Annotated in this window: 19 protein-coding genes; 5 read left to right on the top strand and 14 right to left on the bottom strand. The window is 70.7% G+C overall.

Going from position 1 to position 25,836, the window contains the following annotated elements; all coding sequences use genetic code 11:
- Positions 1 to 7 precede the first annotated feature (7 nt).
- The 4 genes from DVS28_RS08600 to DVS28_RS08585 form a co-directional block, all read right to left on the bottom strand.
- On the bottom strand, positions 8 to 406 hold the full coding sequence (locus DVS28_RS08600; protein ID WP_114591093.1) for a helix-turn-helix domain-containing protein: 399 nt from the start codon (positions 404 to 406) through the stop codon (positions 8 to 10).
- Positions 407 to 450: 44 nt separating this feature from the next.
- The gene (locus DVS28_RS08595) at positions 451 to 1,131 is read right to left on the bottom strand and encodes a hypothetical protein (RefSeq protein WP_114591092.1); all 681 of its coding nucleotides are present in this window, start codon (positions 1,129 to 1,131) and stop codon (positions 451 to 453) included.
- Positions 1,132 to 1,141: 10 nt separating this feature from the next.
- Positions 1,142 to 2,041, bottom strand: a complete 900-nt coding sequence (locus DVS28_RS08590; protein WP_114591091.1) for a 1,4-dihydroxy-2-naphthoyl-CoA synthase — start codon at positions 2,039 to 2,041, stop codon at positions 1,142 to 1,144.
- An 81-nt stretch (positions 2,042 to 2,122) separates the two neighbouring features.
- Positions 2,123 to 2,551 carry a cupredoxin domain-containing protein gene (locus DVS28_RS08585; protein WP_114591090.1) on the bottom strand — a complete coding sequence of 143 codons (429 nt, stop codon included), beginning with the start codon at positions 2,549 to 2,551 and terminating at the stop codon, positions 2,123 to 2,125.
- Positions 2,552 to 2,671: 120 nt separating this feature from the next.
- Between DVS28_RS08585 and DVS28_RS08580 the strand changes: the two genes are divergently transcribed.
- Positions 2,672 to 4,360 carry an MFS transporter gene (locus tag DVS28_RS08580; protein WP_164710204.1) on the top strand — a complete coding sequence of 563 codons (1,689 nt, stop codon included), beginning with the start codon at positions 2,672 to 2,674 and terminating at the stop codon, positions 4,358 to 4,360.
- Positions 4,361 to 4,373: 13 nt separating this feature from the next.
- On the opposite strand, the gene DVS28_RS08575 is transcribed toward DVS28_RS08580, so the two are convergent.
- The gene (locus tag DVS28_RS08575; protein ID WP_114591088.1) at positions 4,374 to 6,167 is read right to left on the bottom strand and encodes an O-antigen ligase family protein; all 1,794 of its coding nucleotides are present in this window, start codon (positions 6,165 to 6,167) and stop codon (positions 4,374 to 4,376) included.
- A gap of 59 nt (positions 6,168 to 6,226) precedes the next feature.
- Between DVS28_RS08575 and DVS28_RS08570 the strand changes: the two genes are divergently transcribed.
- Positions 6,227 to 6,628, top strand: coding sequence for a response regulator (locus tag DVS28_RS08570; protein ID WP_114591087.1), 402 nt, complete (start codon positions 6,227 to 6,229; stop codon positions 6,626 to 6,628).
- 22 nt (positions 6,629 to 6,650) lie between these two features.
- Here the strand turns inward: DVS28_RS08570 and DVS28_RS08565 are convergent, their stop codons facing one another.
- From DVS28_RS08565 to DVS28_RS08555, 3 genes are all read right to left on the bottom strand, one after another.
- Positions 6,651 to 7,481, bottom strand: coding sequence for a M15 family metallopeptidase (locus DVS28_RS08565; RefSeq protein ID WP_114591086.1), 831 nt, complete (start codon positions 7,479 to 7,481; stop codon positions 6,651 to 6,653).
- A 102-nt stretch (positions 7,482 to 7,583) separates the two neighbouring features.
- A complete protein-coding gene (locus tag DVS28_RS08560; RefSeq protein WP_216826488.1) occupies positions 7,584 to 8,762 on the bottom strand; it encodes an IS30 family transposase in 1,179 nt (392 codons plus the stop codon).
- 293 nt (positions 8,763 to 9,055) lie between these two features.
- A complete protein-coding gene (locus DVS28_RS08555; protein WP_164710202.1) occupies positions 9,056 to 11,647 on the bottom strand; it encodes a cell wall-binding repeat-containing protein in 2,592 nt (863 codons plus the stop codon).
- Positions 11,648 to 11,831: 184 nt separating this feature from the next.
- Between DVS28_RS08555 and DVS28_RS08550 the strand changes: the two genes are divergently transcribed.
- Positions 11,832 to 12,863 carry an aldo/keto reductase gene (locus tag DVS28_RS08550; RefSeq protein WP_114591084.1) on the top strand — a complete coding sequence of 344 codons (1,032 nt, stop codon included), beginning with the start codon at positions 11,832 to 11,834 and terminating at the stop codon, positions 12,861 to 12,863.
- Between the two features lie 18 nt (positions 12,864 to 12,881).
- On the opposite strand, the gene DVS28_RS08545 is transcribed toward DVS28_RS08550, so the two are convergent.
- Together DVS28_RS08545 and DVS28_RS08540 are read right to left on the bottom strand one after the other, a co-directional pair.
- Positions 12,882 to 13,811: an NAD-dependent epimerase/dehydratase family protein gene (locus tag DVS28_RS08545; protein WP_114591083.1), complete on the bottom strand. Its 930-nt coding sequence runs from the start codon at positions 13,809 to 13,811 to the stop codon at positions 12,882 to 12,884.
- A 3-nt stretch (positions 13,812 to 13,814) separates the two neighbouring features.
- A complete protein-coding gene (locus DVS28_RS08540; RefSeq protein WP_114591082.1) occupies positions 13,815 to 15,101 on the bottom strand; it encodes a nucleotide sugar dehydrogenase in 1,287 nt (428 codons plus the stop codon).
- A gap of 53 nt (positions 15,102 to 15,154) precedes the next feature.
- Between DVS28_RS08540 and DVS28_RS08535 the strand changes: the two genes are divergently transcribed.
- A complete protein-coding gene (locus tag DVS28_RS08535; protein WP_114591081.1) occupies positions 15,155 to 16,045 on the top strand; it encodes an ABC transporter permease in 891 nt (296 codons plus the stop codon).
- The gene (locus DVS28_RS08530) at positions 16,038 to 16,775 is read left to right on the top strand and encodes an ABC transporter ATP-binding protein (RefSeq protein WP_114591080.1); all 738 of its coding nucleotides are present in this window, start codon (positions 16,038 to 16,040) and stop codon (positions 16,773 to 16,775) included. Before DVS28_RS08535 ends, DVS28_RS08530 begins: the two co-directional genes overlap by 8 nt.
- Positions 16,776 to 16,801: 26 nt before the next feature.
- Here DVS28_RS08530 and DVS28_RS08525 read toward each other — a convergent pair whose 3' ends face one another.
- The 4 genes from DVS28_RS08525 to DVS28_RS08510 all read right to left on the bottom strand — a co-directional run bounded on the left by DVS28_RS08525 (position 16,802) and on the right by DVS28_RS08510 (position 25,824).
- Positions 16,802 to 18,103 (bottom strand): nucleotide sugar dehydrogenase, encoded by a 1,302-nt coding sequence (locus DVS28_RS08525; RefSeq protein ID WP_114591079.1) that lies wholly within the window; start codon positions 18,101 to 18,103, stop codon positions 16,802 to 16,804.
- Between the two features lie 7 nt (positions 18,104 to 18,110).
- The gene (locus DVS28_RS08520; RefSeq protein WP_114591078.1) at positions 18,111 to 19,106 is read right to left on the bottom strand and encodes a Gfo/Idh/MocA family protein; all 996 of its coding nucleotides are present in this window, start codon (positions 19,104 to 19,106) and stop codon (positions 18,111 to 18,113) included.
- Complete coding sequence (locus tag DVS28_RS08515; protein ID WP_114594066.1) at positions 19,099 to 20,157, bottom strand: DegT/DnrJ/EryC1/StrS family aminotransferase; 1,059 nt, start codon at positions 20,155 to 20,157, stop codon at positions 19,099 to 19,101. The genes DVS28_RS08520 and DVS28_RS08515 overlap by 8 nt, the downstream gene beginning before the upstream one ends.
- Positions 20,158 to 20,280: 123 nt before the next feature.
- Positions 20,281 to 25,824, bottom strand: coding sequence for a DUF7933 domain-containing protein (locus tag DVS28_RS08510; protein WP_164710200.1), 5,544 nt, complete (start codon positions 25,822 to 25,824; stop codon positions 20,281 to 20,283).
- Positions 25,825 to 25,836 lie beyond the last annotated feature (12 nt).

Raw genomic sequence — 25,836 nt, 5'->3', positions numbered from 1 at the left:
GTTCAGCTCACGAGTAGTGGCCGAGGCTGTCCGAGAGGCGAGTCACGTCGTCGAGCGCGTCTGCGGTGTTCGTCCGCGCACGGTCCTGGTATGCGACCACGTCCTCGAGAGCCAGACGCCGATGGGTGCCGACCCGGGTTGCAGGGATTTCTCCCGCATCGACCAGACGGACCACCGTGGCGCGCGACACCCCGAGGAGGTCCGCCGCCTGTCCCGTCGTCAGCGTGGACGGCGTGTCCGCCGGGGTCGGCGCACCCGTTCCGAGGCGTTCGAGCGCAGTCTCGGCATCCTCGCCCTCGACGACGAACTCCTGGTCCCCCACCGATATCCGGAGCGTCAGCCCGCTTCGGACGGCGCCAGTCGCAGCTTCGAGGAAGTCTGCAAGTCGGGTCTCCAGCAGGGTCATGCCCCAAGTGTAGCCAAACGTTCAAAACGACCACAGGTGGGTGTTCAGTCCTCGGCCTGGACCTCTGCCCCGTTGTCGCGGTCGCGCGGGACGCCGTGGATGATGTCGGGGATCTCCGGCGACTCGGGCGTCACGTCGGTGCCATCGGCGTCGAGGAAGGTCACGGTTCCCATGACGAACGGCTGGTCCTCCGTGGTGCTGTCCTCCGCGGCGTGAAGGCGAAGGAACCGAACATCGTCGTCCAGCGGATAGGTCACGACGTAGTCGCCGACGGCGTACTCGGCGGTCACCGCACCGTCAGGAACACCGATGTCGGCCCGGCCCAGGACGTTGCCGACCCGCTGGACGTAGTCGTTGCCGACGGGCTGGTCGGTGCCGGTGTTGGCCATCGGCTCGGCGGTCACCGGCGCCTCCTCCTCCGGCAGGTAGTCACAGACCCAGACCAGCTCGTTGCCGCCTCGTTCCCCGACCATCCAGACCGTCTGCACGTAGCCCACGGCGACCACCTGGTCGATGACGGGCGGATCATCCCAATCCACGTCCGCACCGCAGGACGACTCGATGGTCGGCGAGGTCTCGACCGCGGCGATGAACCCGGTCGGGTCGGTGTCGTAGCCATCGGTGGTGGCCGGGGCCAGCGCGCGGTCGGCTGGCGAGGAGCAAGCGGTCAGCGCCGCGGCAAGCAGGCCAGCGGCGGCCAGCCGGGTGAAGGAACGGTGTGTCAACGCGATCGGATCAGTAGTAGTAGGGGTAGGCCGACCAGTCGGGGTCACGCTTCTCCAGGAACGCGTCACGGCCCTCCGCGCCCTCGTCGGTGCCGTAGGCCAGCCGGGTCGTCTCGCCGGCAAAGACCTGCTGGCCCATGAGGCCGTCGTCGGTCAGGTTGAACGCGAACTTCAGCATCCGCTGGGCGGTCGGCGACTTGGCGGTGATGGTGCGTGCCCAGTCCAGCGCCGTGGCCTCGAGGTCGGCGTGGTCGACGACCTCGTTGACCGCACCCATGCGATGCATGTCCTCTGCGGAGTAGGTGCGCCCCAGGTGGAAGATCTCCCGGGCGAACTTCTGGCCGACCATCTTGGCGAGGTACGCCGAGCCGTAGCCGGCGTCGAAGCTGGCCACGTCGGCGTCGGTCTGCTTGAACTTGCCGTGCTCCCGGCTGGCGATGGTCAGGTCGCAGACGACGTGCAGCGAGTGGCCGCCGCCGGCTGCCCAGCCGTTGACGACGCAGATGACGACCTTCGGCATGGTCCGGATCAGCCGCTGGACCTCGAGGATGTGCAGCCGGCCGGCGCGGGCGGGGTCGATGGTGTCGGAGGTGTCGCCCTCGGCGTAGCGGTAGCCGTCCCGTCCCCGGATCCGCTGGTCACCGCCGGAGCAGAACGCCCAGCCGCCGTCCTTCTCCGAGGGCCCGTTGCCGGTCAGCAGGACACAGCCGACGTCGGAGGACATGCGGGCGTGGTCCAGCGCCCGGTACAGCTCGTCGACGGTGTTGGGCCGGAAGGCGTTGCGTACTTCCGGCCGGTCGAAGGCGATCCGCACCGCCCCGACGTCGTTGGCCCGGTGATAGGTGATGTCGGTGAAGTCGAACCCCTTCACCGGTGTCCAGGCTGCTGCGTCGAAGATCTCGGAAACCATGACGCGGCAGCTTAAGCCCTGCGCCGTCGATCGCCCGGATCGGCGGACCCCGTCGGACGATCCGTCAGGTCGAGGGGGTGACTACGCCGTGCGGCGCAGGAGGACCGCACCCGCGGCGAACGCACCCAGCGCACCGGACAGCAGCACACCGACGGGTGCACCGGTGTCCGCCAGCGGCACGTCGGCCGGCGCCGTCTCGCCGACGATGATCACGCCGGAACGGCTGCCGTCGTCGGTGGTGTAGGTGATCCGACCGGCTTCGAGGAACGTGATGGAGAACACGTCGCCGGGGGCCAGCGGACCGGAGTCCCACCGTTCCCCGTCGTCGAAGAACCGGACCTCCTCCTCGGAGGTGTTGGTGAACGCAACCGTGTCGCCGACCTCGATGGTCAGCGGGTCCGGGGACACACCATCGGCGGTCACCGTGATCTCCTGCGCGAACGCCGGGACGGCGAGGACGACGAGGAGCAGGGCGACTGCGGACAGGGCGAGGAGGAAACGGGTGGACATGACCAGAGGGGAGTCTAGATCGCCGAACCCGAATCGCTGCGGTACCACCCCCGTCCGCCGCCCCCGACACGGGACACCACAGCGGGTGTAGGGGACCGCGCGACGGGTAGTGTCCGCCGGGTGAGTGAACCCGTGGGCACCTACGCGCCGCTGGCCGTTTCCGGCTACCGGAAGGTGTGGGGTGCCGCCGTGGTCAGCAACGTCGGGACGTTCCTGCAGCTGACCGCGGGCCCGTGGTTGATGAACGAGCTGACCGGGTCACCGCTGATGGTCAGCCTGGTCACCGCGGCGCTGTCGTTGCCCCGCCTGCTGCTGACGATCCCGGCGGGGGCGCTGGCCGACGCGCTGGACCGTCGCAACCTGATGATCACCGGCAACCTGGTGGGTGCCGTCTCGACGGGCGCCATGGCGATCATGGTGACGTCGGGCACGATCACGGCCGAGTGGTTGCTGGCCTGGACGTTCCTCCTGGGGGTCGGCTCGGCGATCACCCTGCCGGCCCAGCAGACGCTGGTGCCCGACCTGGTGCCGGCCAACATGCGGGCGCAGGCGATCACCCTGAACTCCGCGGCGTTCAACGTGGCCCGCGCCGTCGGCCCGTCAATCGGTGGCCTGCTGGTCAGCGCCGGCCTGACCGCCGCGTCGTTCGGGATCAACGCCGCCACGTTCGTGCTGGTCGTCGGCGTGCTGCTGAGCTTCCCGCGCCAGCCTGCCGAGGACGCACAACGACACTTGTTCCGCTCGGCGGCGCTCGGCATGCGCTACGTGCGGTTCACCCGGCCGATCCGCCGACTGATCGTCATCGCCGGCGTGTTCATGCTGACCGCCAGCAGCGTGCAGACCCTGCTGCCCGTCGTTGCGTCCGATGACCTGGCGGTCGGGGCGACCGGCTTCGGGCTGCTGTACGGCGCGCTCGGGCTGGGTGCGTTGGCCGGGGTCGCCGGACGCGAGGCGGCACGGGTCCGGCTGGGCCGTCACATGCTGCCGGGTGCCATCGCGGCGTTCGGGCTGGGCGGTATCGCCTTCGGCCTGGCGCCGGGCCCGTGGATCGCCGGGTTGGCCATGGCCGTCAGCGGTGTGATGTGGGTGTGGACGCTGATCACGCTCAACGCGTCGATCCAGACCCTCGCCCCCCGGTGGGTCCGCGGACGTGTCGTCAGCCTGTACCTGCTCGCCATCGGCCTGCAGCCCTTCGGGGCGGTGCTGTCGGGTGCGATCGCCGAGGTGACGGGCGCCGGAATGGCCGTCGCCATCCTGTCGGTCGGAACGGTCGCGCTGGGGCTGTTCGCGTCGCGACTGGAGCTGCCCGTGCTGGGCGAGATCGACGAGCCGGTCATCGCCGACAACTGGCAGATGCCCCGGCATGCCACGCAGGTGGCCGGCACCCCCGTGTTGGTGGCCACGACCTGGGAGGTCGACCCCGACGACGTCGAGACGTTCATGGACCACATGCGCGAGCTGCGACGCACCCGTCTGCGAACCGGCGCCCATCGTTGGTCGCTGTACCGGGACGCCGACCGGCCCTACCGCATCACCGAGTTCATGGTGGTCGCCGACTGGGACGAACACCTGGCCCAGCACGCCCGCATCGACACCGAGGCCGCCGAGGTCATCCGCCGATCACGTGCGTTCGACCGCGCCGACGGGCCGGTGACCCGTCACCTGGCCGGCCTCGACATCCTGGCCAGCCACGCCCCGCCGATCGCCGACCAGCTGATCACCGTGCACGAGCAGCTGCACGCCCACGACGGATCGACCCCGCTGGACCATCACGACACCGACGCACCGTCCGGTTCGCGGGAACGTTGATCCCAGGCCCCGGTCAGCGGTCGGGCGGCGGGCCGATGCTGGTACCACCGGTGGTGGCGCCGGCACCTTCGGGCCGTGACGGCGCGGACACCCCGGGGGCCGACGCGCCGCCGGAGGAAGGACGCTCGGCCCGGAAGTCGGCGACCTCGTCGCGGACGGCCGGGGTGTGCGGGTCGATCTCGAGCACCAGCGCGTAGGCCTCGGCTGCCTCGTCGCGCCGGTCGAGGGCCTCGAGCAGACGGGCGACGTTGAGCGCGTGTCCCAGGTCTCGGGGTGCGCGCGCCAGCGCCTCCTGCTGGTGGTCGAGCGCCTCCTCCAGCAACCCCAGGCCGGTCAGCCAGCCACCCTGTGCAGCGTGCGGGCGGTCGTCCCACGGGGCGATGGTCGATGCGCGGGCGACCGCTGCCTCGGCCAGGGGGATCTCGACGGCGGCACGGGCGACAGCGGCGTCCCAGCCGACCAGGTCGGCCCGCCACGGCCGCAGGGCCGGCACCACCGCCACCACCAGCAGCACGGCGGCCACGCCGACCGCGCCGACCGGGCGGGGCCCCGCGACGGTGACCTCCCGCTCCCCCACCAGCCCACCGATGCCGGCGACCAGCCCGGTCAGCAGGAACCCGGTGGCTGCGAGTGGCGGCACGTCGATCGACACCATCGCCTGCACCAGGTAGCCGCCCCAGGCCAGCACGACGGCCAGGTCCTCGGGGTCGGCCCACACGTCGGTCCGTCGCCGGGCCACCCCGGTCGCGGGCAGCACCACGACGAAGGCCAGCCACGCCACCACCAGCACCACACCGCCGCCGGTCAGCAGGTGCAGGGGCAGGTTGTGGGCGTTGTCGACGCTGCGACGCAGCCCCTCCTCCTCGGCCACTTCCGGCGCCCTCGCGGCGAAGAACCAGTCCCCGTAGGTGTCCAGCCCACGTCCGGTGATGGGTGCATCCGCGGCGATGTCCAGCGCTGCCTGCCACTTGGGCACCCGGGTCTCCACGCTGCGCATCGCCCCGTCCAGCACCGCCGAGGCAGGGCCGGCCAGCAGGCCCACGCCGACGACGGTGGCCAGGCCAATCGCGAGGATGCCGGTGCGCCGATCGGGGTGCCACGTCCGCAGGCCCAGCACGCTGGCGCCCAGCAGCAGCACAACCGGTCCCTGCAGGCTTCCCGTCGCGAACGCCCCGACGACGCACAGCACGACAGCAGCCGCCCCCAGGCGTCGCAGGCCAGCGGACCGCGAGGACGACAGGGCCATGCCGGCCGCGAGGACCCCGACGATCCCGAGCCATGCCGACGCGAAGTCGACGTTGCCGAAGGTGGAGAACACCGGTGCGCCGCCCTCGACGGTCGTCCACGGCAACGGGTCGGCATCGACGGACTGCAGCAGCGCGTACGTGGCGACCGGCACTGCCGTGGCGACCAGCACCAGCACGATCCCCCGGCGGGTGTCGCGGTCAGGCCGTCCGGCGATGACCGCGAGGATCACACAGGCGACGTACAGCACCCAGCCACCGTGCCGACCGGGAGCGCCGACCAGCTGTCTTGTGACGTCCGCCCCGGTCACCACGGCCAGGGACAACGCCGCCACGAACCCCGCACCGGCTGCGACCCAGCGGCCGGTCGGCATCGTCGTGCGGCCGGTGGCGACCGCACCGAGGCATCCGCCGATCAGCAGCAGGAGGACGCCGACGACGACCGCGGTGGCCTTGGTGGTGTTGAACACGTCGATGGAGGCCCGCCAGAACACCAGGACGGCGACGGCGACCGGCAGCGCCGGTGCCGCCCGCCGCAGCTGCGTCGACCACTGGCCACCCATCGGCGACCACCCTATAGAGTTCCGGTCGCCAGACCGTTGGACCCCTGTGGAAGGGCCCCGTGGAGATCTCCCCTGCTCGTGCGGTCGTCGAAGACCCGGTGTGCCTGGTCGTCGACGACGACGACGCCATGCGCATGCTGGCGGTGCTCCAGCTGAGTGACCTGGGCGGCGCCGTCGAGCAGGCAGGCACGTTCGCGGAGGCCCTGCAGATGCTGGAGGGCGGAGCGTCGCTGGCGATGGTCGTTGCCGACCGACGACTGGACGCCGGGACCTCGGGGGTGGACTTGCTGCGACGGGCCGCCGCTGCCGACCGGGCCCCGTCGCTGTTCCTGATGACCGCCCACGTCGACGACTCGGTCACTGCCGAGGCGGAGGCCATCGGTGCCGGGATCGTGGACAAGCTGGACCTGCAGCCGCTCCTCGACAGGTGGTCAGCGATCGTGGGCGGTCAGGACTCCTGACCCCACGGCGACCTGTGGGCGGTCAGGACCCGTAGTAGGTCCAGTGCCACGGTTCGCGGGGGACGTCCTCGACGAACCCGTACCGTTCGGCGTTGTCGCGCATCCAGGCCTGGGCGCGGTCGTCGAGCTGCAGGTCGATCGCGACGCCCCAGCCGTGGTTGGACGTGCCCGGCTGGGCGGCGCGTCCGCCTTGGCTGTACAGGCCGTAGCGTTCGACCATGTCCACCTGGCCCTCGTAGGAGCGGTAGCTGGAGTTGACGCCGATGGTGATGCCCTCGGCCTCGGCGGCGGCGACGAGGTCCTGGAAGCCATGGGCGGCTGGCGCCCACAGGCGGTGATCGCCCACCCCGACGGGGGCGAGGGCGTCGGCGGGGATCCTGCCGTTGCCGTAGGCCTGCAGCTCGGCGGGTGGTCCGCTGCGGTCCAGCTGGACGGGTTCGTGGACGTGGTCGACGTGGTCGGCGTGGGCCCTGTGGTCGGTGGCCTGCGTTCCCGAGGTGCCCAGTCCGAGGAGCTCCTCGACGCTCGTGGCACCGGCGCTCGGCACGATCACCGAGTCGGTCCCGGTCAGCCGGGCTCCCTGGCCCAGCGCCACCGGTCGTTGCCCTGCGGTGTCCAGCCACGACGGCGCTGCAGTGGCGGGCAGTGCGGCCCCGAGCTGGTCGAACCCCGTCCCGGCGGTCGTGGTCCCGACCCGGCCCGGTGCCACGGCGTCGAGCTCGGCCTGGAGGGCGTCGGCGAACGCGGTGGCGGTGGGTGCGGTCTGCGCGGCCCGTGTGCGTGGGGACACGCCGACGTCGGCCAGGCCGGCAAGGCGCTGACCGATCGTGTGCAGGCCGAGGTCGCTTCGCATGTCGCAGGTTCCCGATCGGCCGGAGATCCCTCCAGCTGAGTACCCCCGTCAGCCTCGTGGCGGGAGGCCGACCCCGGGTGTGTCGCCCAACCCCGCTTGTTGTCAACCGGTGGGTGCAACAAGTTGGGCGAGTTGGGCGGCTGGGGTCTTCCAGCCGAGGGTTTGTCGGGGGCGGGTGTTGAGGCTCTCGGCGAAGTCGTTGAGGTCCGCTGGGGTGTGGACTGACAGGTCGGTGCCCTTGGGCATGTACTGGCGCAGCAACCCGTTGGTGTTCTCGTTGGAACCGCGTTGCCAGGGCGAGTGGGGGTCGCAGAAGTAGACGGGCACGTCGGTGTCGATGGTGAACTGGACGTGCTCGGCCATCTCGATGCCCTGGTCCCAGGTGATTGACCGCCGCAGGTGCTCGGGCAGCCCGGTGATCGCGGTGGTCATGGCCTCGCGCACCGTCGCGGCGGTCCGGTCGCCATCGAGGTGCATCAGCATCACGTAGCGGGTGGAGCGCTCCACCAGGGTGCCCACCGCGGACTTGCCGTCCTTGCCGATGATCAGGTCGCCCTCCCAGTGACCGGGAACGGCACGGTCCTCCACCTCCGCGGGCCGCTCGCTGATCATCACCATGTCGTGCATGCGTGGCCGGGGAGATCGACCGGAGGGGACCCGCTTGGCCCGACCGGTCCGCAGGCACGACGTCAGCTCGCGTCGCAGCTCGCCCCGCCCCTGGACGTACAACGACTTGTAGATCGTCTCGTGTGACACCGTCATCGACTCATCGTCGCCGAACCGCTCCTTGAGATCTGCAGCGATCTGCTGGGGCGACCACAGTCTGCGCAGGCCGTGCTCGACGAGGCCGGCCAGCTCCGCGCAGCTGGCGAGCTTGGTCGGCTTGGCCCGCCGTGCCTGCTCGTGGGCACGCTTGTGGGCAAGCATCGGCCGGTAGGCCTCACGGCCACCGTTGCGGTCCACCTCGCGCCACACCGAGGACTTGTGCCGGCCGACCCGATCGGCGATGGCCTGATAGGTCTCGCCCCGACCGATCCCCAACCGGATCTCCACCCGATCATCAAGCGACAACCGGTGCGGTGAGGGATCAGTCGCAAGCTCTGCCCGCAACACCCCACCGAACGGCTTGAGCACGTTGAGGAAGCTGCCAACGGAGATGTCGACCTCCTCAAGGATCTGCCGGCGGCCCTGACCGGCTCGTGCCCGACGGATCACCTCCGCCCGCACCTCATCAGGCAACCGCAGCCACCGCTTCTCACCCTTGGCCCTCGACATCACCATGACCTACCGCCTCCACCTCGAAGTGTCGTGTTGCAACGAAGTCTTGAGGCTGCCCCGACTGGTGGCCGTTTCGACGACACACCTGCCCGGGGTTGGCCGGCCGGGCCGTCACGTGTGTCGGCGAACCACGGTGGGTGGCCGTTTCGACGACACACCTGCGGGGGTTGGCCGGTCCGGGCGAGGGCTGGTCGGCGCGACGACGGGCTGGACGGCGCGACGACGGCCCGGCCAGTCCCGACGGCCAGCTCCGACGAAGGCCAGCCCCGACGGCCAGCCCCGACGGGTGGCCGGGGTTAGCCGTCGATGAAGGTCAGGCGGTGCAGCGTGTTGGCGCCGAACGGGCGGACGATGACCGTCGCCTGCTCCTCACCGTCGTCGATCAGGCCGAGCAGGTCCTCGAACTCCCGCAGGGTGATGTCGGTCCCGTCGGCCTCGAAGGTCGACTCGCCGCCGAAGATCGCGGCGGTGTAGTCGAGGTCGTCGTAGACGACGCCGGCGAGGGTCACCACGTCGAAGGTGTTGTCGCCCTCGGTGATGTCGGCGAGGTCGCCGATCAGGTCACCGGTCTCCAGCGACAACGACTCGGGGGTCTCCGTCGCAGCGTCGGGCGCCTGGTAGACGATGGCGTCGCCGGGGGTGCGGGCCGCCTCGAACTCCGCTTCGGTGGCGATGGCGCCGTCGAGGCGGAACACCGCGTCGGCAGAGTAGGACAGGGCGACCCGACCGAGGTCGGTCAGGACGGTCAGCTCGCCACCGTCGCTGGGTTCGGGGGCCACGGGCGACCCGTCGGGGTCGTAGGTCTCGGTGACCAGTCCCTCGACGGGGGCGACCGCACGGTTGGCCACGGTCAGGCGGACGATCCCGTCGGCCCGTCGGTAGCTGGCCGTGTCACCGAGCGACAGGGCCGCGACGGCGGTGTCGAAGTCCGCGGTGGAGCCGTCGACGGTGTACCGAGCCTGCTCGTCGCTCTCCAGCAGCCGGTACAGGTCGTCCTCGGCGTTGGCGTGGTCATCGCCCAGTCCACCGATGGCGAGGCGGATGATGCCCGACACCGCGTCGAGGTCCAGCTGGCTGACGGTACCGATGACGGTTCGGTTGGTGAGGGTCGCCCCGGTGGCGGTCAGGACGATCTGGTCGCCTTCGTTGATGTTGGCGTCGAAGGCCTCCTGGTCGACCTCGTCACCGTCGACGACCAGGGCGGCCTCCGCCGGCAGGACGATGTCGGGACGCAGGGCCACACCGGTGACCGGCTCTACGATCGCCATGGTGTCGGCGGACTGGTCGATGTTGCCGACGATGCCCTCGGTGATGCTGCCCGGGTCGACGTTGACCAGCTCCTGCACGGTGCCGGTGGCGTTGTCGGCCCGGAACGTCGCCATGTCGGCGACGGTGACGGACGCCTCGAACGCGCCGATGGTGGCGGGTTCGCCGTCGACGACGAAGTCATCGGCGGCCGAGTAGCGCACGACGACGGGCGCGTCGGCGTCGGCCGGGACGATGGTGTAGGCGTCGCCACCGGTCTCGGTGTCCACGACCGGGCCGGTCAGCGGCTCGGCGGGGCCGACGAGGATCGTGCGGCTGACCCTCTGGAGGGTGCCGTTGCCGAAGCGGATCTCGAACTCCAGCGGGCAGACGCCCTCGCTGGCCTGCACGTCCAGGCCGAAGGTGCCGTCGTCGCCGACGATCACGAGGCCGTCGGTGACGCAGGGGCCGAACACGACGACGTCGGCGTCGGCGCCGAACAGCTCGAGGAACCCGGTGAGGGTGCTGCGGGAGGGCACGCCGTCCTCGGGTTCGTCCAGCTCGAGGGTGGCCTCGGTGGGCAGCCCCAGGGCCTCGCGGGCGAGGTCGCAGGCAGCCGGGGCGGCGGCGCAGACCAGCACCGGCTCGGTGATCTCCTCGACGTCGACGGCGAAGCCGTCGGCGCTGGCGTTGGCCCGCAGGAAGGCTTCGGTGGCCGGCGGCAGGGTGGGGCCGTTGGCCAGCAGGACCGGCGCGTCGAACGCGGCGCTGTGGGCGGCGGCGGCGAAGCCTGCAGCCCAGGCGTCGGGGGCCTGGCCCTCGACGAGGATGATGCGTTCGGCGTCGGCCGCGCTGTCGAACCCGCGCTGCTCGGCGACCTCGACGGCGGTGTCGAACCGGGTGGCCCCGGCGACACGGACGACGTCGACGCCGAGGGACTCCAGCTCCTCCTCCACGGCCGGGCTGACCGCCGCGGTACCGCCGAGCAGCATGACCCGCTCGATGTCGGAGTCGGCGAGGGCCTGACGGATCGTCTCGGGCAGCACGTCGGTGCTGGTCAGCAGCGACGGCCAGCCGGTGGCGGCGGCCCACGCACCGGCCGCGAGGGAGTCGGCGAAGGCCTGGGAGGCGTCCTCGCCGCTGGGGAACGCACGGGAGACGATGGCGGTGCTCGACTCGGGTGCCAGCTTGGCGACCTCGATCGCGGTCTCGATGCGGGTGGGGCCGGCGACCCGTTCGACGTCGAGGCCGGCGTCGGACAGCTCGTCCTCCACGGTCTCGTCGAGGGCGTTGACGCCACCCAGCAGGACGACCTCGGTCGCGCCGAGACGGTTGATCTCGGTGACCACGTCGGCGCGGACGTCGTCGGCGGGGGTCAGCAGCAGCGGGGTGTCGTCGCCCTGCAGGGTGCCGGAGGTCAACGCGTCGGCGAACTGGGCGTCGGTGGCGATCAGCACCCGGTCGGCGCCGTCGTCGGGGAAGGTCGCGCGGGACAGCCGCAGCGCCAGCCGGGCCGCATCGTTGGCACCGGCAGGCAGCTGGATGTTGAGGGTGTCCGACACGTCACCAACTGCGCTGGCAGGGGGCACGGCGGCCAACGTGGCCAGCAGGGCCAGGACCAGGACTACGGGAACGCGACGCACAGGATTCCTCCAGGAAGGCGGGACTCGGGTGCGAATGCTAGTTGACGAGGAGGTCAACGCCGCCTGTCCTCGCAGTCCCACCCGGGACGTGTGGTCCTTGGACGTGGGTTGGCCGGCCGATGGTGCGGGGTAGCGTCAACGGCGAGGTCGGACCCGACGGACGGTCCGCGTCAGGGAGGCAACCATGGAGCAAGTGCAGCTGGGTCGGTCGGGCCTGTTCGTGTCGTCGGTCGGACTGGGGACGATGCAGTTCGGCTGGTCGGTCGACGAGGCCGGATCGGTCGAGGTGATGGACACCTTCGTCGAGATGGGCGGCACGTTCGTCGACACCGCTGACATCTACAGCGCCTGGGCCGGCCGGATGGGTGGCCCCGAGCAGCCCGGTGGGGTGTCGGAGGAGATCATCGGCCGGTGGATGAAGGCCCGGGGCAACCGCGACCGGATCGTCGTCGCCACGAAGGTCCGCGGGGCGATGGGCGTCAACTTCTCCGAGGGCCGTTCGACGGTGCACCAGCGCGAGGGGCTGTCGCGCCAGTGGATCCAGCAGGCGTGCGAGGACAGCCTGCGTCGCCTGCAGGTCGACCACATCGACCTGTACCAGGCCCACTGGATCGACCCGCTGGTCCCGATCGAGGAGACCCTGGGGGCGTTCACCGACCTGGTGCGCCAGGGCAAGGTGCGCTACATCGGCTGCTCCAACCATTCGGCCTGGCGGATCGTGGAGGCGCTCTGGGCCGCGGATCGCCACGGACTGGAGCGGTACGTCAGCCTGCAGCCCGAGTACAACCTGCTGTCGCCCAACCGTGGTGACGTCGAGCGCGAGCTGGCGCCTATGTGCGAGCGCTACGGCATCGGGGTGGTGCCCTACAGCCCGCTGGCCGGTGGGCTGCTGACCGGCAAGTACCGCCGTGGCGAGGATCTGCCCGACAGCGTCCGTGCCGAGGAGAACGCCGAGCAGAAGGTCACCGACGGCACCTGGGACATCATCGAGACGCTGGTCGAGGTCGCCGAACGCAACGACATCTCCCCGGCGACCGCGGCGATCGCGTGGCAGCAGTCCAAGTCGTTCGTGACCGCCCCCATCGTCGGCGCGAACCGTCCGTCACAGCTGAAGGGCACGCTGACCGGCCTCGACAAGGGCCTGCCCGCCGACGACCTGGCCGAGCTCGACCGGGTCAGCGACTTCCATATGCCGCGCTACGCCTCCGAGGACTGACGCCGCCGATCGTGGGGGTCAGCGCCGTCGCCGGGTGCTGGCCCACTCCACCGTCGAGGCCAGCCCGTCGCGCAGGCCGACGGGCCGGACCTCCTGGACGAGTGCGCGGAGGCGGGTCTGATCGGCTCGTGAGTGCCGGACGTCACCCTCCCGCGGCGGCAGGTGCGTTCGTTCCAGCGGCCGGCCGAGGACGTCGGCGAGCGTGTCGGCGACGTCCAGCAGCGAATGGCTCTCGCCGAGGGCGAGGTTGACGGGGACCCGGCTGACGAGCCGGCCCTCGACAGCCGTGGCGAGGACGTCGGTGACGGTGTCCACGTGGACGAAGTCACGGGTCTGACCCCCGTCGCCGTGGATGGGCAGCGGCCTGCCGTCGAGCGCCGCCTCGACGAACGCCGGAACGACGGCGGCGTAGGCCTGTGTGGAGGTCTGGAGGGGCCCGTAGACGTTGAAGAACCGCAGCGGCAGCACGTCGATGCCGTAGGAGGCCGACCAGGCGAGGGCGTACTGCTCGGCGGCCAGCTTGGTGGCGGCGTACGGGCTGATCGGATTGGGCGGGCAGTCCTCGCTCGTGGGCAGCGGTGGGGTCGGACCGTAGACAGCAGCCGACCCGGCCAGCAGGACGTGGCCGCCGTGGGCACGAGCTGCCTGCAGCACGTTGACGGTGCCGCCGACGTTGACCTGGTGCGCGGTGAGGGGGTCGCGCAGCGAGGGCGGCACGCCGGTGACCGCCCCGAGGTGCACGATCGCGTCGGCACCGGCAGCCAACCGGTCCACCAGCTCGGCCTGCCTGACGTCGCCCTCGTGCACCGCGACGGACAGGTCCACCAGCCATGTGGGGTTGCCAGTGGCGAAGCTGTCGAGGACCGCGCACTCGTGGCCGCGGCCCAGCAGGGTGCGGACGAGGTTCGCGCCGATGAAGCCAGCGCCCCCCGTGACCAGTACACGCACGGGCTACAGCACCACGACGTTGGGGCCGCCGCCCGTGGCGTTGCGGGCGTCGAAGACCAGCCCGGCGTTGGCCACGACGCGGTCGAGGTCGACGGCACGGTGCGGGGTGAGGACGGCCACGAGGTCGACGGCGGCGATGGCCTCGTCGGTCAGCTCGACGGACTCCAGCTCGTGGTCGCCGACGGTGAGGGTCGGTACGTGTGGATCGTGATAGCTGATGTCGGCACCTCGGCGGGCCAGCCCGTGGAGGACCTGCAGGGCAGCGGACTCGCGCAGGTCGCCCACGTCGGGCTTGTAGGTGACGCCGATGGTGAGGACGGTCGAGCCACGGACGGCCTTGGCCTGGTCGTTGAGCGCCTCGGCGATGCGGTCGATGACCCAGCCGGGCATCTCGGCGTTGATGTCCTGGGCGAGCTCGACCAGGCGAATGGGGCGTCCGGCGTCGCGGCGTGACTGCCACGTCAGGTAGATCGGGTCGATGGGGATGCAGTGCCCGCCCACGCCGGGACCGGGATAGAAGGGCATGAAGCCGAACGGCTTGGTGTCGGCCGCCTCGATGACCTCCCACGGGTTGATGCCCTGGTCGGCGCAGAGCATCGCGAACTCGTTGACCATCGCGATGTTGACCATGCGGAAGGTGTTCTCCAGCAGCTTGGCCTGCTCGGCGGCCTTCGTGGAGGAAACGGGGTGCACCCGGTCGACGAGGTCGGCGTAGAAGGCCACGGCGGCATCGGTCGACGCCTGGTCGATGCCGCCGACAACACGCGGGATCTGGTGGAACGCGAAGGTGGTGTTGCCGGGGTCGATGCGTTCGGGGGCGAAGGCGAGGAGGAAGTCGGTGCCGGCCCGTCGGTGGCCGGCCTCGAGGATGGGGCCGAGCAGGTCCTCGGTGGTGCCGGCGTAGGTGGTCGACTCCAGCACCACCAGCGCGCCCGGCTTCATGTGTTCGGCGACGGTCCGCCCGGCGGCGGCCACCATGGACAGGTCGGGCAGGCGTTCGAGGATCGGCGTCGGCACGCAGATCAGGACGATGTCGGCGTCGTTGCAGCGCGCGCCGTCAGTGGTGAAGGACAGCTTGCGGGTGGCGACGGCGCTGTCGAACTCGTCGGCGCGGACGCCGGGCACGGCGAGGTCACCTTCGGCAAGGCTCGCGATCCGTGCGTCGTCGGTGTCGATGCCGACGACGTCGTAGCCGGCCGTGGCGGCGGCGCAGGCAACCGACAGCCCAACGTAGCCCTGTCCGAAGACGGCGACCCGCCGGGGCCTGGGGGTGTGCTGCTGCGCTGCCATTCCGGCAAGGCTACCGGCGAACCGACCGCTGCCCGCCCGTACGCTGGTCGACGATGTCGACGCCCGCCCGCCCCGTTCCGGTGCCCCCTGCCGGGGTGACCGACACGAAGGCCGCGGCGAGGCAGGGGCTGATCGACCTCAACGCCCCGGAGCCGCTCGTGGCCTATGTCAGGAGGCTCTGGGCGATGCGGGACTTCGTGACGACCCTTCCGGGTGCGTCGTTGCGTGGGCAGCTGGACGCACACCGGCTGGGTCGGTTGTGGCTGCTCCTCAACCCGCTGCTGTACTCCCTCGTCTACTACGTGGTGTTCGGCGTGTTGTTCGACACCCGGCGGGGCGTGGACAACTTCCCGGTGTTCCTCGTCGTCGGGGTCTTCGCCTACCGGTTCACCCAGCGGTCGGTCATGGCGTCGCTGCAAACAGTTCACCGCAACCGCGACCTGATGCAGACCGTCAGCTTTCCCCGGGCGGCCCTGCCCATCGCGGCGGTGCTCGGCGAGCTGCTGGTCCATGTGCCGGGTCTGCTGGTCATGGCCCTGATCGCGACGGTCACGCGAGTCGGGCCGAGCCCGGCCTGGCTGCTGATCGTCCCGGCGACGATCGTGCAGACGGCCTTCAACCTGGGGCTCGCGCTGCTGCTGTCGCGGGCGACGTTCCAGGTGCGGGACCTCCAGCAGGTCGCACCGCACGTGCTGCGCGTGCTGCTGTACGTCTCGGGGGTGCTGTACCCGGCCGAGCTGGTTGCTCGCCGGGCCGGGACCACGGCGATGGCGGTCTTCGAGACCAACCCGGTGTGGCTGTTGCTCCAGCTGTACCGCCAGCCCTTGCTCGGCGACCCAATCGACGGCGCTGCCTGGCTGTGGGCGATCGGGTGGGCGGTCCTGACCCTGGGCGTGGGGTTCGTCTGGTTCCGTCGGCGCGAGCGGAGCTACACCGATGGCTGAGGCACCGGCCGTCGTTGTCGAGGACATCGTGATGCAGTACCGCGTCCGCGAGGACCGAACCGCCGGTCGTCGGCTGGGCGGCCTGCTGCCGGGGGGACGGCCGGTGTCACGGATCGATGCGCTGCGGGGTGTGTCGCTGGAGGTCCCGCGGGGCCAGCGGCTGGGCATCGTGGGCCGCAACGGCAGCGGCAAGTCGACGTTGATGTCGATCATCGCCGGCCTCCGCCAGCCGACGAGCGGGCGGGTGCTGGTCTCGGACTACCCCGTCATGCTCGGGGTCAGCGCCGTCCTCAACCGCGACCTGAGCGGCTACCAGAACGTGCTGCTGGGGTGCACGGCGCTGGGGATGCGTCGCGAGGAGGCACGGCGGCGTGCACCGGAGATCCTCGGCTACGCGGGCGTGTCGGCCTCCGCTGGGCGACCGATGCGCACCTACTCCTCCGGCATGCGTGCGCGGTTGGGGTTCGCCATCGCCACCGTGGTCGAGCCGGAGATCCTGCTGGTCGACGAGGCCCTGGCGACGGGCGATGCCGAGTTCCGCCGGCGGGGGCGCGAGCGGGTGAAGTCCATCGCCGACCGTGCGGGCGCGGTGGTGCTGGTCAGCCACACGATGCGTGACGTCCGCGACAACTGCGACCGGGTCGTGTGGCTCGACGACGGACGGGTGGTCATGGACGGTCCCGTCGACGAGGTCACCGCCGCCTACGAGGCAGGCGACGGCCGCCCCTGATCACCTGTCGTGGGGCGGCCGGGCGGTCAGCGCTGGACGCGTCCGCCGCCGACGACGACGCGGGCGACGCCGGTCCAGCGGGTGGGGTCGGTGATGTTGCGGCCGTCGGCGAGGGCCTTGATGCCGGGGATGTCGGTGGGGGTCAGGTCGCGGTACTCGGGGTGGTCGGCTTGCAGCAGGGCGCCGTCGGCGGGTTCGCCCAGGTGGTAGGCGTCGAAGCCCATCGCGGCGAGCTCGTCGTCGGTGTACAGCGGGTCGTGCACGACGGGGACGGCACCGCGGTTGCGGAGCTCCTCCACGACGGGGAAGACACCGGAGAAGGCGATCTCCTTCACCCCGCCACGGAAGGCGGCGCCGAGCACCACGATGCGACGACCGAGCAGGTCACCCAGCGCCTCCTTGAGCAGCCCGACGGTGTGGGCGGGCATGGCCTCGTTGGCGGTCCGTGCCGTGGTGACCAGGTCGGCGTCGCGGTGGCCGGCCAGGTACAGACGCGGATAGACGGGGATGCAGTGCCCGCCGACGGCCACACCGGGAGTGTGGATGTGGCTGTAGGGCTGGCTGTTGGCGGCGGCGATGACCTTGTGGACGTCCACGCCCATCCGGTCGGCCTGGATCGCGAAGGTGTTGGCCAGGGCGATGTTGACGTCGCGGTAGGTGGTCTCCGCCAGCTTGGCCATCTCCGCGGCCTCGGCCGAGCCGAGGTCCCACACCCCGTTGGGCTGGGGCAGCTCGGGCCGCTCGTCGAAGTCCAGGATCGACTCGTAGAACGCCACCGCCCGCTGGGTGGAGGCCTCGTCGATGCCGCCGACCAGCTTGGGGTAGCGGGCCAGGTCCGCGAAGATCCGGCCCGAGTAGACCCGCTCGGGGCTGTGGCAGACGAACAGGTCCTCCCCCGGCGTCAGGCCGCTGCCCGACGCCAGCGCCGGGACCAGCCGCTGGCGGGTGGTGTGCAGCGGGATGGTCGTCTCGTAACACACCAGCGTGCCCGGCTGCAGCCCGGCGGCCACGGCTGCGGTGGCGGCGTCCATGGCGGCGAAGTCGGGGACCATGTCGGCATCGACCACCAGCGGCACCACCACGATCACCGCCTCGCTGCGCGACACGCAGTCGATGGTGTCGGTGGACGCGGTCAGTGATCCGTCGGCCACGACCTGCTTGAGCCGCACGTCCAGGTCGGTCTCGCCCGGGAACGGCTCGCGGCCGGCGTTGACCAGGTCCACCACCGCCTGGCTGATGTCGGCCCCGTGCACACGATGGCCCTTGCCGGCGATCTGCACGGCCAGCGGAAGGCCGATCTTTCCCAGCCCGACTACGGTGACGTCCACGACTTCGCTACCTCTCGATGGTGATGGTCTGCTTGCTGGCGGCCGCCGCCAGGACGGCCTCGGCAACCCGGACGGCCTCCAGGCCCTCGGCCATGGTCACCACACCCGACGCTTCGCCGAGGACGGCGTCACGGAACGCCTCGAGCTCGGTGCGCAGCGGTTCGGGCTTGGCGATGGCGTAGCGGGTCACGTCACCCTCCACCACACCGCGGAACGCCCCGATGGCGTCCCACTGGGTGGCCTGGGTGCCGTTGGCATGAAACGTCAGGTCCGCGGTCAGGGTGTCGGCCACGAAGGCGCCCTTCTCCCCCAGCACCACCGTGCGCCGTTCCTTGTACGGCGACAACCAGTTGACCATGTGGTTGGTCACCGTGCCGTCCACGAGCATGCCCGTCGCCGCCACCAGGTCCTCGTGCGGCCGACCCGTCTTGTGGGCGGTCCGGGCCGAGATCGACTCGAACGGCGACCCACCCACAAAGGCGGTCAGGTCCACATCGTGGGTCGCCAGGTCCTTGACCACCCCGACGTCCTTGATCCGCGCCGGGAACGGCCCCTGCCGCGACGTGGCGATCTGGAACACCTCACCCAACTCGCCGGCCTCCAGCCGCTCACGCAACGCCCGCAACGCCGGGTTGAACCGCTCGATGTGACCGACCGCCCCCACCAGCCCGGCCCCCTCGAACGCCTCCGCGACCCGTTCGGCCGCCTCCAGGGTGTGGGCCAGCGGCTTCTCCACCAGCACGTGCACCCCCGCATCGGCCAGCAACATCGCCACCCGCTCGTGATCCTCCGTCGGCACCGCCACCACACACAGGTCCACCCCCGCCTCAACCAGCGCCTCCGGTGACGTGTGGACCGTCGCCCGGCCGGCCGTGCCGAACCGGTCGCCCTGCGGATCGGCGATCCCGACCAGCTCCACCCCATCCAGCCCCGACAGGACCCGGACGTGGTTGCGGCCCATCATCCCCATGCCGACCACACCAGCCCGCAACACCTCAGCCATGGCTGTTCACCGCCGCCACGACCTGCTCGAGCTCCTCATCGGTGAGGTCCGGCCGCACCGGCAACGACAACACCTCGCGGGCCGCCCGTTCGGTCTCCGGCAGGTCCAGGGACAACCCGAAGGACGGCAACCGATGCACCGGTGTGGGGTAGTACACCCCCGCACCGATCCCCGCTCCGCGCAGGTGCTCCAGCAGCCCGTCACGATCAGCCGACCGCACCGTGTACTGGTGATAGACATGCGACGCCCCCTCCGCCACCGGCGGCGTCACCACACCAGAAAGCCTGGAGTCAAGCGTCTTGGCGTTCGCCTTCCGGGTCGCCGTCCACCCCTCCACCTTGCGCAGCTGCGCCCGACCGATCGCCCCACCCAGATCCGTCAGACGGGCGTTGAACCCCACGATCTCGTTGGCGTACCGCGCCTCCATCCCCTGGTTGCGCAACAACCGCAACCGGCGAGCCACCGCCTCGTCCTTGACCACGACCATCCCACCCTCGCCCGTGGTCATGTTCTTGGTCGGATAGAAGCTGAACATCGCCGCGTCACCCAACGCCCCCACCGGCGTGCCCTGCCACGACGCCAGATGCGCCTGCGCCGCATCCTCCACCACCAACAACCCGTGACGAGCCGCCAACGCGTTGATGGCGGTCATGTCTGCCGGATGCCCGTACAGATGCACCGGCACAACCGCAACCGTCCGTGGTGTGATCGCCGCCGCCACCGCCGCCGGGTCGATGTTGAAATGGTCAGGCTCGATGTCGACGAACACCGGTTCCGCGCCACACAAGCGCACCGCGTTCGCGGTCCCCGCGAACGTGAACGACGGCACGATCACCTCGTCCCCCGGCCCGATCCCCAAGGCCAACATCCCCAGGTGCAGACCCGTTGTGCCCGCGCTGACCGCCACACACGGCCGGCCATCGACATGGGCGGAGAACTCCTCCTCGAACGCCGCCACCTCCGGGCCCTGGGCCAACATCCCCGAAACCATGACACGCAAGACGGCGTCCCGTTCCTCGGGACCGATGATGGGGCTGGAGAGGTGAATCATGCGATCGCCCACCATACGGGCCGTCGCCCCGTGCAGGCGGTGGGCCGAACGGCCGGTGACAGCGGTTCAGAATGTCGGAAATGCGACCGGCCGCCCGTGGGCGGCCGGTCGATGTTGATGTGCCTAGGGCGTTGGCCGGTCCTGGTCCGACGGTGCCGCGGCACCGCCACCATCGCTGGCTGCGGCACCGCCCCCGCCGTCGCCGTCGCTGTCGCCGCTGCCGGTCTGGCCCGGGCAGTCCTCGGCGTCGAGGCTGTCGAGCATGGTCAGCAGGGCGTCGGTCAGCTGTGACGTCGGGGCGACCCGGCGAAGGCTGACCGGTTCCTGTGCGCAGGAGTCGACCTCGGCCTCGGTGGCCGGCGGTGCGGTGTCGGTCTGCGTCACGAGGACGGGGGCGCCGGTGTCGGCGCTGATGCCGGCGGCGATCATGCCGTAGCCCCACCCGTCGTCGTCGAAGCCGTTGATCAGCAGGTAGGACCGGCTGCCGTCCGGTTCGACACCACGGAGCTCGCGGGAGATGGCGACCGCGGTCCCCGCGCGTTCGTCGCCGGCCACTCGATCGGTGGCGTTCACCGCTGTGGCGACCGCCTCGGAGATGGCTGCCGTGCCGCCGAGGACGACGCGCTCCATCGGCGCGTTTGCCTCGACCCATGCCGCCACCGCGGGGTGCAGGCTGGCGGTCGGGGTCAGCACGATGGGTGTGCCGGTGTCGGCTGCCCAGCCACCACCGGTGACGGAGTCGGCCCATGCGGCCGTCTCGTTGCCCTCGGTGCCGAACGCTCGGGCGATGCCGACGTCGGTGCCACCGAACAGCGTCCGTGCCTCGTCAGCCACCGCCAGGGCGGTTTCGATACGGGTCGGGCCCGACAGTCGGACCGGCGTGTAGCCAAGCGCACCGACGGCAGCCTCGACCTCCGAGGAGAGCGCCGCGACCCCACCGAGCAGGTAGACCGTGCCGCCACTCGCGAGGACGCGGCGGATCTCGTTGCCGGTCCCAGGGTCCAGCGACATCCCGTTGGTGAACAGCAGCGGGGCGTCCTTGGTCAGGACGCTGCCGGCCAGGGCGTCGGCGAAGACGTCGACACGGGCAAGGACCACATGATCGGCCTGGCGGGCCACGTCGCCGTCACCGGCGAACCCGCCGGCGCCGCTGAAGCGCTCCTGCGACGCTGCGATGGCAGCCTCGATCAGCGACTGGGCGACCGAGCCGAGGGAACGGACGACGACGTCGACCTCGGTGCTGTTGTTGTCGCTCACCGGATCGTCGATCCCGGTGACCGCCGCCGCGATGGTGTCGGTTCCGGCGGCCGGGTGCGTGGTGTACAGCCGGACCTCGATCGAGTCGTCTCGCTGGATCGTCGGGATGCTGCAGCTGCCGTCGTCGGCGAGGGTGCACCCCACGACGTCGTCGAGGACGACACCGTCGGGGATGGTCCAGGTGATCGAGCCGGTCGTCGCCGACGGCCCGAGGTTGGTGATCGTGAGCACGACCTCGGTGTCGGACCCGGGGGCGATCACCGTCGGGCGGGCCTCGCCGCTGATGGACAGGTCGCCCTCACGGCTGGCGGGTGCCGGTGGGGTCGCACGGACCTCCAGCGTCGCCTGGGCCGCAGGTGAGCTGCCCTCGCCCGTGCGGAGCGGCTCGGTCGTGTTGACGAGGGTGCCGGTGGCGGTGGCGATCACGTCGACATCGACCTGGCAGGTTCCCGCGCCGGGCACCTGCCCGGCGCTGAAGCCGATGGTGGTGGACCCTGCGGCGGCATCCACGACGCCACCGATGCAGGAGCTGAGCGTGTTGGGGGTCGGGGCGACGGCCATGCCCGCGGGCAGGTTGTCGGTCAGGTCGTCGATGGTGACGGCTGCACCGTTGATGGTGTTGTCGATCCGCAGCGACAGGGTCGTGGTGCGGTTGACCTGGATGGCCGTGTCGGCGAACGCCTTGGACAGCGTGGGCGGAGTGCCCACCTCGAGGGTGTCGGTGGCAGGGCCGGAGTTCCCGGAGGAGCTGGTCAGGTCACCGGTGTCGTCGACGTAGACACCGCCGGTGACACCGAGGACGTCGGCGGTCACCGTGCAGCTCGCGCCGGCAGCGACGGCGCCACCGGTGTAGCTGATGCTCGAGTCGTTGGCGACGGCGGTCAGGGTGCCGCCGGTGCAGTCGGTCGCCGCGTTGGCGGGGTCACCGACGGTGGTTCCCGGCTGCAGCGTGTCGGTGAAGTCCAGGCTGGTCGCGTCGAGCGCGCTGGCGGAGTTGTCGATGGTGTAGGTGACCGTCGTCGTGTCGCCCTGCCCGATGACGTCGGGGACGTAGACCTTGTCGAAGGTCGGGGGCGGTTCGACCTGCAGGTCGTCCTCGGCCGGCTGGGCAACGGGGATGCCGCCGGACTGCAGGTCCGACGTCTGGTTCGGGTAGGTCCCGGGTGCCGCATCCGTGGGGACCTGGAGGGTCACGGAGAAGGAGCAGGCTGTGTCCGGTCCGAGCGTCCCGTTGCTCAGCGTCAGCACTGGAGTGGTGGACAGGCTCGAGCCCGGGCCACAGGGGGTCGTCGGCAGGCTGCCGGTCACCGACAGTCCAGACAGCATCGCGTCGAGGTCGTCGGCGAACTGCAGCTGCGCGACCGTGTCCGTCGGGCTGTCGTTTGACAGGTCGAACGTCAGCTCCACGGTGCCGCCGGCAACCGTGGGTCCGTCGAAGGCCTTCACGAACCCGACCTGACCGGCCACGACGAGCGTGTCGGTCGCGGGGTCGCCCGTCACCGCCAAGCCGCTGTCGGTTCCGGTGACGACACTCGTGGTGTTGACGAAGGTCCCGCCGGAGGCAAGGCTCGCGGGGACCACCACGTCAACGGTGAACGTGCACGACCCATCCGCCGGTAGGTTGCCCCCGGTCAGCGAGATCGTGCTGGTACCGCTGACTTCGGAACCCGCACCGCACACGTCGGCTTGGGGGAGTCCCTGTGCCTGGAGTCCCGGGGTGACCGCGTCGAGGTCGTCGGTGAACTCGATGGCGGTCAGCGGGTTGGTGCTGTCCAGGTTGGTGAGCGTGAACTCCAGTCCGATGGTTTCTCCAGCCCGCACCGGGTAGCCGGTGAAGGTCTTGGTCAACGAGATGAGGGTGCTGGTGACCTCGAGGGCGTCGCGGGCCGGACGGGCGAACCGCGCCCCGCCGGCGATGTAGAAGGGATCGCTGGTCGTGTTGGTGTACGTCCCGTCCGCAGCCCCTGCCGGAACCTGCACGGTGACGTCGAACGTGCAGCCCTGGCCGGCCGCGAGCTCACCGTTGCCGAACTGGAGCACAGCGGTTCCGGTCAGGGACGACCCGGCCCCGCAGGCCGAGGTGTCGGGCAGCGGTGCTTGGGCGGCCATGCCGTCGAGCGCCCTGTCGAGGTCGTCGCTGAACTGGATGGAGGTGAAGTCGGCGCCGGGCGTCACGTTGGCGAGTGTGAACCGCAGCACCGTCGTGCCACCGGCGATGACACCGTCGTCGAGGAAGTCCTTGGTGACGACGAGGCCAGGCACGTTGAGGACGTCGGATGCCGGCGTGCTCATGGCCTGGATGCCGAGGATCCTGGCCGACACCGGGCTGGTCTGGACGACGTAGTCAAGCGTCGTGGGGCTCGGATCTGCGTTGTTCGGCACCGCGGCCGTCACGGTGATCGCGCACGTCTGTCCCGGCTGGAGGGTGATACCCGACACGAAGAGGACGACGTCGCCGCTCAGCGTTCCGTTTCCGGGCCCGCACAGGTCGTTGACGGTGCCGTTGGTGCCGACGAGGCCGGGAAGCGCAGCCTGAAGGTCAAGCGTGAAGCCGACGTCCGTGGCGTCACCGGGCGCGGTGTCCGCGTGGGTCAATTCCAGCTGGATGGTGGCATCCTCGCCCGGCAGGACGGAGTCCTCCAGCACGTCCAGGACCAGGGAGGGCGCCGCCACGATCTCGAGCGTCTCCGGAAGGGCATGTCCGACGACGGTCATGAAGCCCGTGTTGGCCGTGAAGTCCTCGACCACGTTGGTGTAGATACCAGCACCGACGCCCTGCGGGATGTCGAGGTCGACGGTGAAGCTGCACGTCTCGCCGGCGGCAAGAGACCCATCGGTGAGCTGGAGGAACCAGTCGTCGATGTCGGTGAACAGGGTCGCGCCCGAGCCCGCGCCGCACGGGTTGGTGGCGGGCTGGATGTTGGACGGGGTCGAGCCGTCGACGAACGCCGACAGGTTGTCGGCGAACGCGATGTCGGTGATCGCGTTGGTGGGGTCGAGGTTCTCGATCTCAACCGTCATGGTGACCGTGCTGCCTGCCGCAGCGGGGTCCTCGGAGAAGCTCTTGACGAGCGTCGGGACGTAGCCGATCTCGACATCGTCCGCCGCGGGAGGAAGGACGACGGGGCCGTCGCCGCCGGGCCGACCCCCGTCTCCGGGATCGCCCGTCAGCGTGGCCGTGAACTCGGAGGTGACGTTCTGCAGGACGTCGCCGGGAGCCTCACCCGTGCCCGGGAGCTGCAGCAGGACCTCGAACGTGCAGGTCTCGCCGGTGGGCAGGTTCGCATCGGAGAGGGTCAGCAGTCCCGTGCCGCTGCCGCTGAGCTCGGAGCCCTGACCGCACGGTGTGGCGGGAAGGGGACCGAGGACCTCGGTGCCCGCGAGCATGGCGTCGACGTCGTCGGTGAAGGCGCCACCGGAGAAGGCGCCCCCGACGTTCTGGACGGTGAACTGGACCTCCGCCACCCCGCCCGGTGCCACCGGATTGGTGAGGAACGCCTTGCGGAACGATCGTGCCTCGACCTCGATCGGTGCGACCGCGAAGCCCAGGAGATCGGCGTTGGACTGTTGGTCGAAGGACGTGGCGATCTCGCTGCGATTCGGTCCCTGGACCGGGCCCTCGGCCGTGAGCGTGACCCGGACGACGCACATCGACTCCGCGTCGACCAGACCACCCGAGACGGATACCGCAGTGTCACCTGGGGATGCCTCCACCCGCGCATCCCCACACCCACTCGTGGCGGGGTTGGGCTGGTCCGCAACGACGAGTCCGGCGGGGAGGTTGTCCACGACCGACAGTCCGAAGGCAAACCCACTGTTGAGCCCGTTGTCGAAGACGATCTCCACGAAGATGTCGTCACCCTGCACGTAGCTGGGTGCCAGCCCACGTACGGGCGTCGCGGTCGCCGGCGAGAACGACTTGGTGATGCCGGGCCGACCGGCGTCGACGGTCAGGTCGACGCCGCCGGCTTGCTGCGCGAACCCGAGGTCGTTGCCCCAGGAGGGCGTCGTCTCGAACGTGGTGTGCGTGCCGACCACGCTGCTGGTCACGTCGACGGCCACGGTGCAGGACCCGTTCGCCCCGATCGCGGCGTCGCTGAGGGACACGGACGAGCTGCCGGGAACGGCAGTGACGTTGCCGCCCGTGCACGAGGTCGTTTCCGAGCCGGGGGTCTGCACCACGATCTCACCCTCGGTACCGAACGTCTGGTCGAAGCCAACGTTCTCGACGGGGAAATCGCCGTTGTTGGTCAGCGTGAACGTCGCGCGAGTGGTGCTGCCCGGGCCGATGGTCGACGGCGCGTAAGCAAGGTCGAGGTCAACGGTGACGCCCGCGGATGCGGGCGCGGCCGGGAGGGCGAGCATCGCCACCGCCAGGACCGAGATGAGCAACAGGTGTCGTACAGACATGTTCGGTTCCCC

The sequence above is a fragment of the Euzebya pacifica genome, from assembly GCF_003344865.1.
In the GTDB taxonomy this organism is placed as follows: Bacteria; Actinomycetota; Nitriliruptoria; order Euzebyales; family Euzebyaceae; genus Euzebya; species Euzebya pacifica.
Note: the sequence above shows the minus strand (reverse complement) of the source record. Positions and strands in the feature narration are given on the sequence as shown.

What these genes read in the sequence shown, in the direction of transcription:
- DVS28_RS08600 (WP_114591093.1), bottom strand. Translation starts at nt 406, where the DNA reads ATGACCCTGCTGGAGACCCGACTTGCAGACTTCCTCGAAGCTGCGACT.
- DVS28_RS08590 (WP_114591091.1), bottom strand. Translation starts at nt 2,041, where the DNA reads ATGGTTTCCGAGATCTTCGACGCAGCAGCCTGGACACCGGTGAAGGGG.
- DVS28_RS08585 (WP_114591090.1), bottom strand. Translation starts at nt 2,551, where the DNA reads ATGTCCACCCGTTTCCTCCTCGCCCTGTCCGCAGTCGCCCTGCTCCTC.
- DVS28_RS08575 (WP_114591088.1), bottom strand. Translation starts at nt 6,167, where the DNA reads ATGGGTGGCCAGTGGTCGACGCAGCTGCGGCGGGCGGCACCGGCGCTG.
- DVS28_RS08565 (WP_114591086.1), bottom strand. Translation starts at nt 7,481, where the DNA reads ATGCGAAGCGACCTCGGCCTGCACACGATCGGTCAGCGCCTTGCCGGC.
- DVS28_RS08560 (WP_216826488.1), bottom strand. Translation starts at nt 8,762, where the DNA reads ATGGTGATGTCGAGGGCCAAGGGTGAGAAGCGGTGGCTGCGGTTGCCT.
- DVS28_RS08550 (WP_114591084.1), top strand. Translation starts at nt 11,832, where the DNA reads ATGGAGCAAGTGCAGCTGGGTCGGTCGGGCCTGTTCGTGTCGTCGGTC.
- DVS28_RS08540 (WP_114591082.1), bottom strand. Translation starts at nt 15,101, where the DNA reads ATGGCAGCGCAGCAGCACACCCCCAGGCCCCGGCGGGTCGCCGTCTTC.
- DVS28_RS08535 (WP_114591081.1), top strand. Translation starts at nt 15,155, where the DNA reads ATGTCGACGCCCGCCCGCCCCGTTCCGGTGCCCCCTGCCGGGGTGACC.
- DVS28_RS08530 (WP_114591080.1), top strand. Translation starts at nt 16,038, where the DNA reads ATGGCTGAGGCACCGGCCGTCGTTGTCGAGGACATCGTGATGCAGTAC.
- DVS28_RS08520 (WP_114591078.1), bottom strand. Translation starts at nt 19,106, where the DNA reads ATGGCTGAGGTGTTGCGGGCTGGTGTGGTCGGCATGGGGATGATGGGC.
- DVS28_RS08515 (WP_114594066.1), bottom strand. Translation starts at nt 20,157, where the DNA reads ATGATTCACCTCTCCAGCCCCATCATCGGTCCCGAGGAACGGGACGCC.
- DVS28_RS08510 (WP_164710200.1), bottom strand. Translation starts at nt 25,824, where the DNA reads ATGTCTGTACGACACCTGTTGCTCATCTCGGTCCTGGCGGTGGCGATG.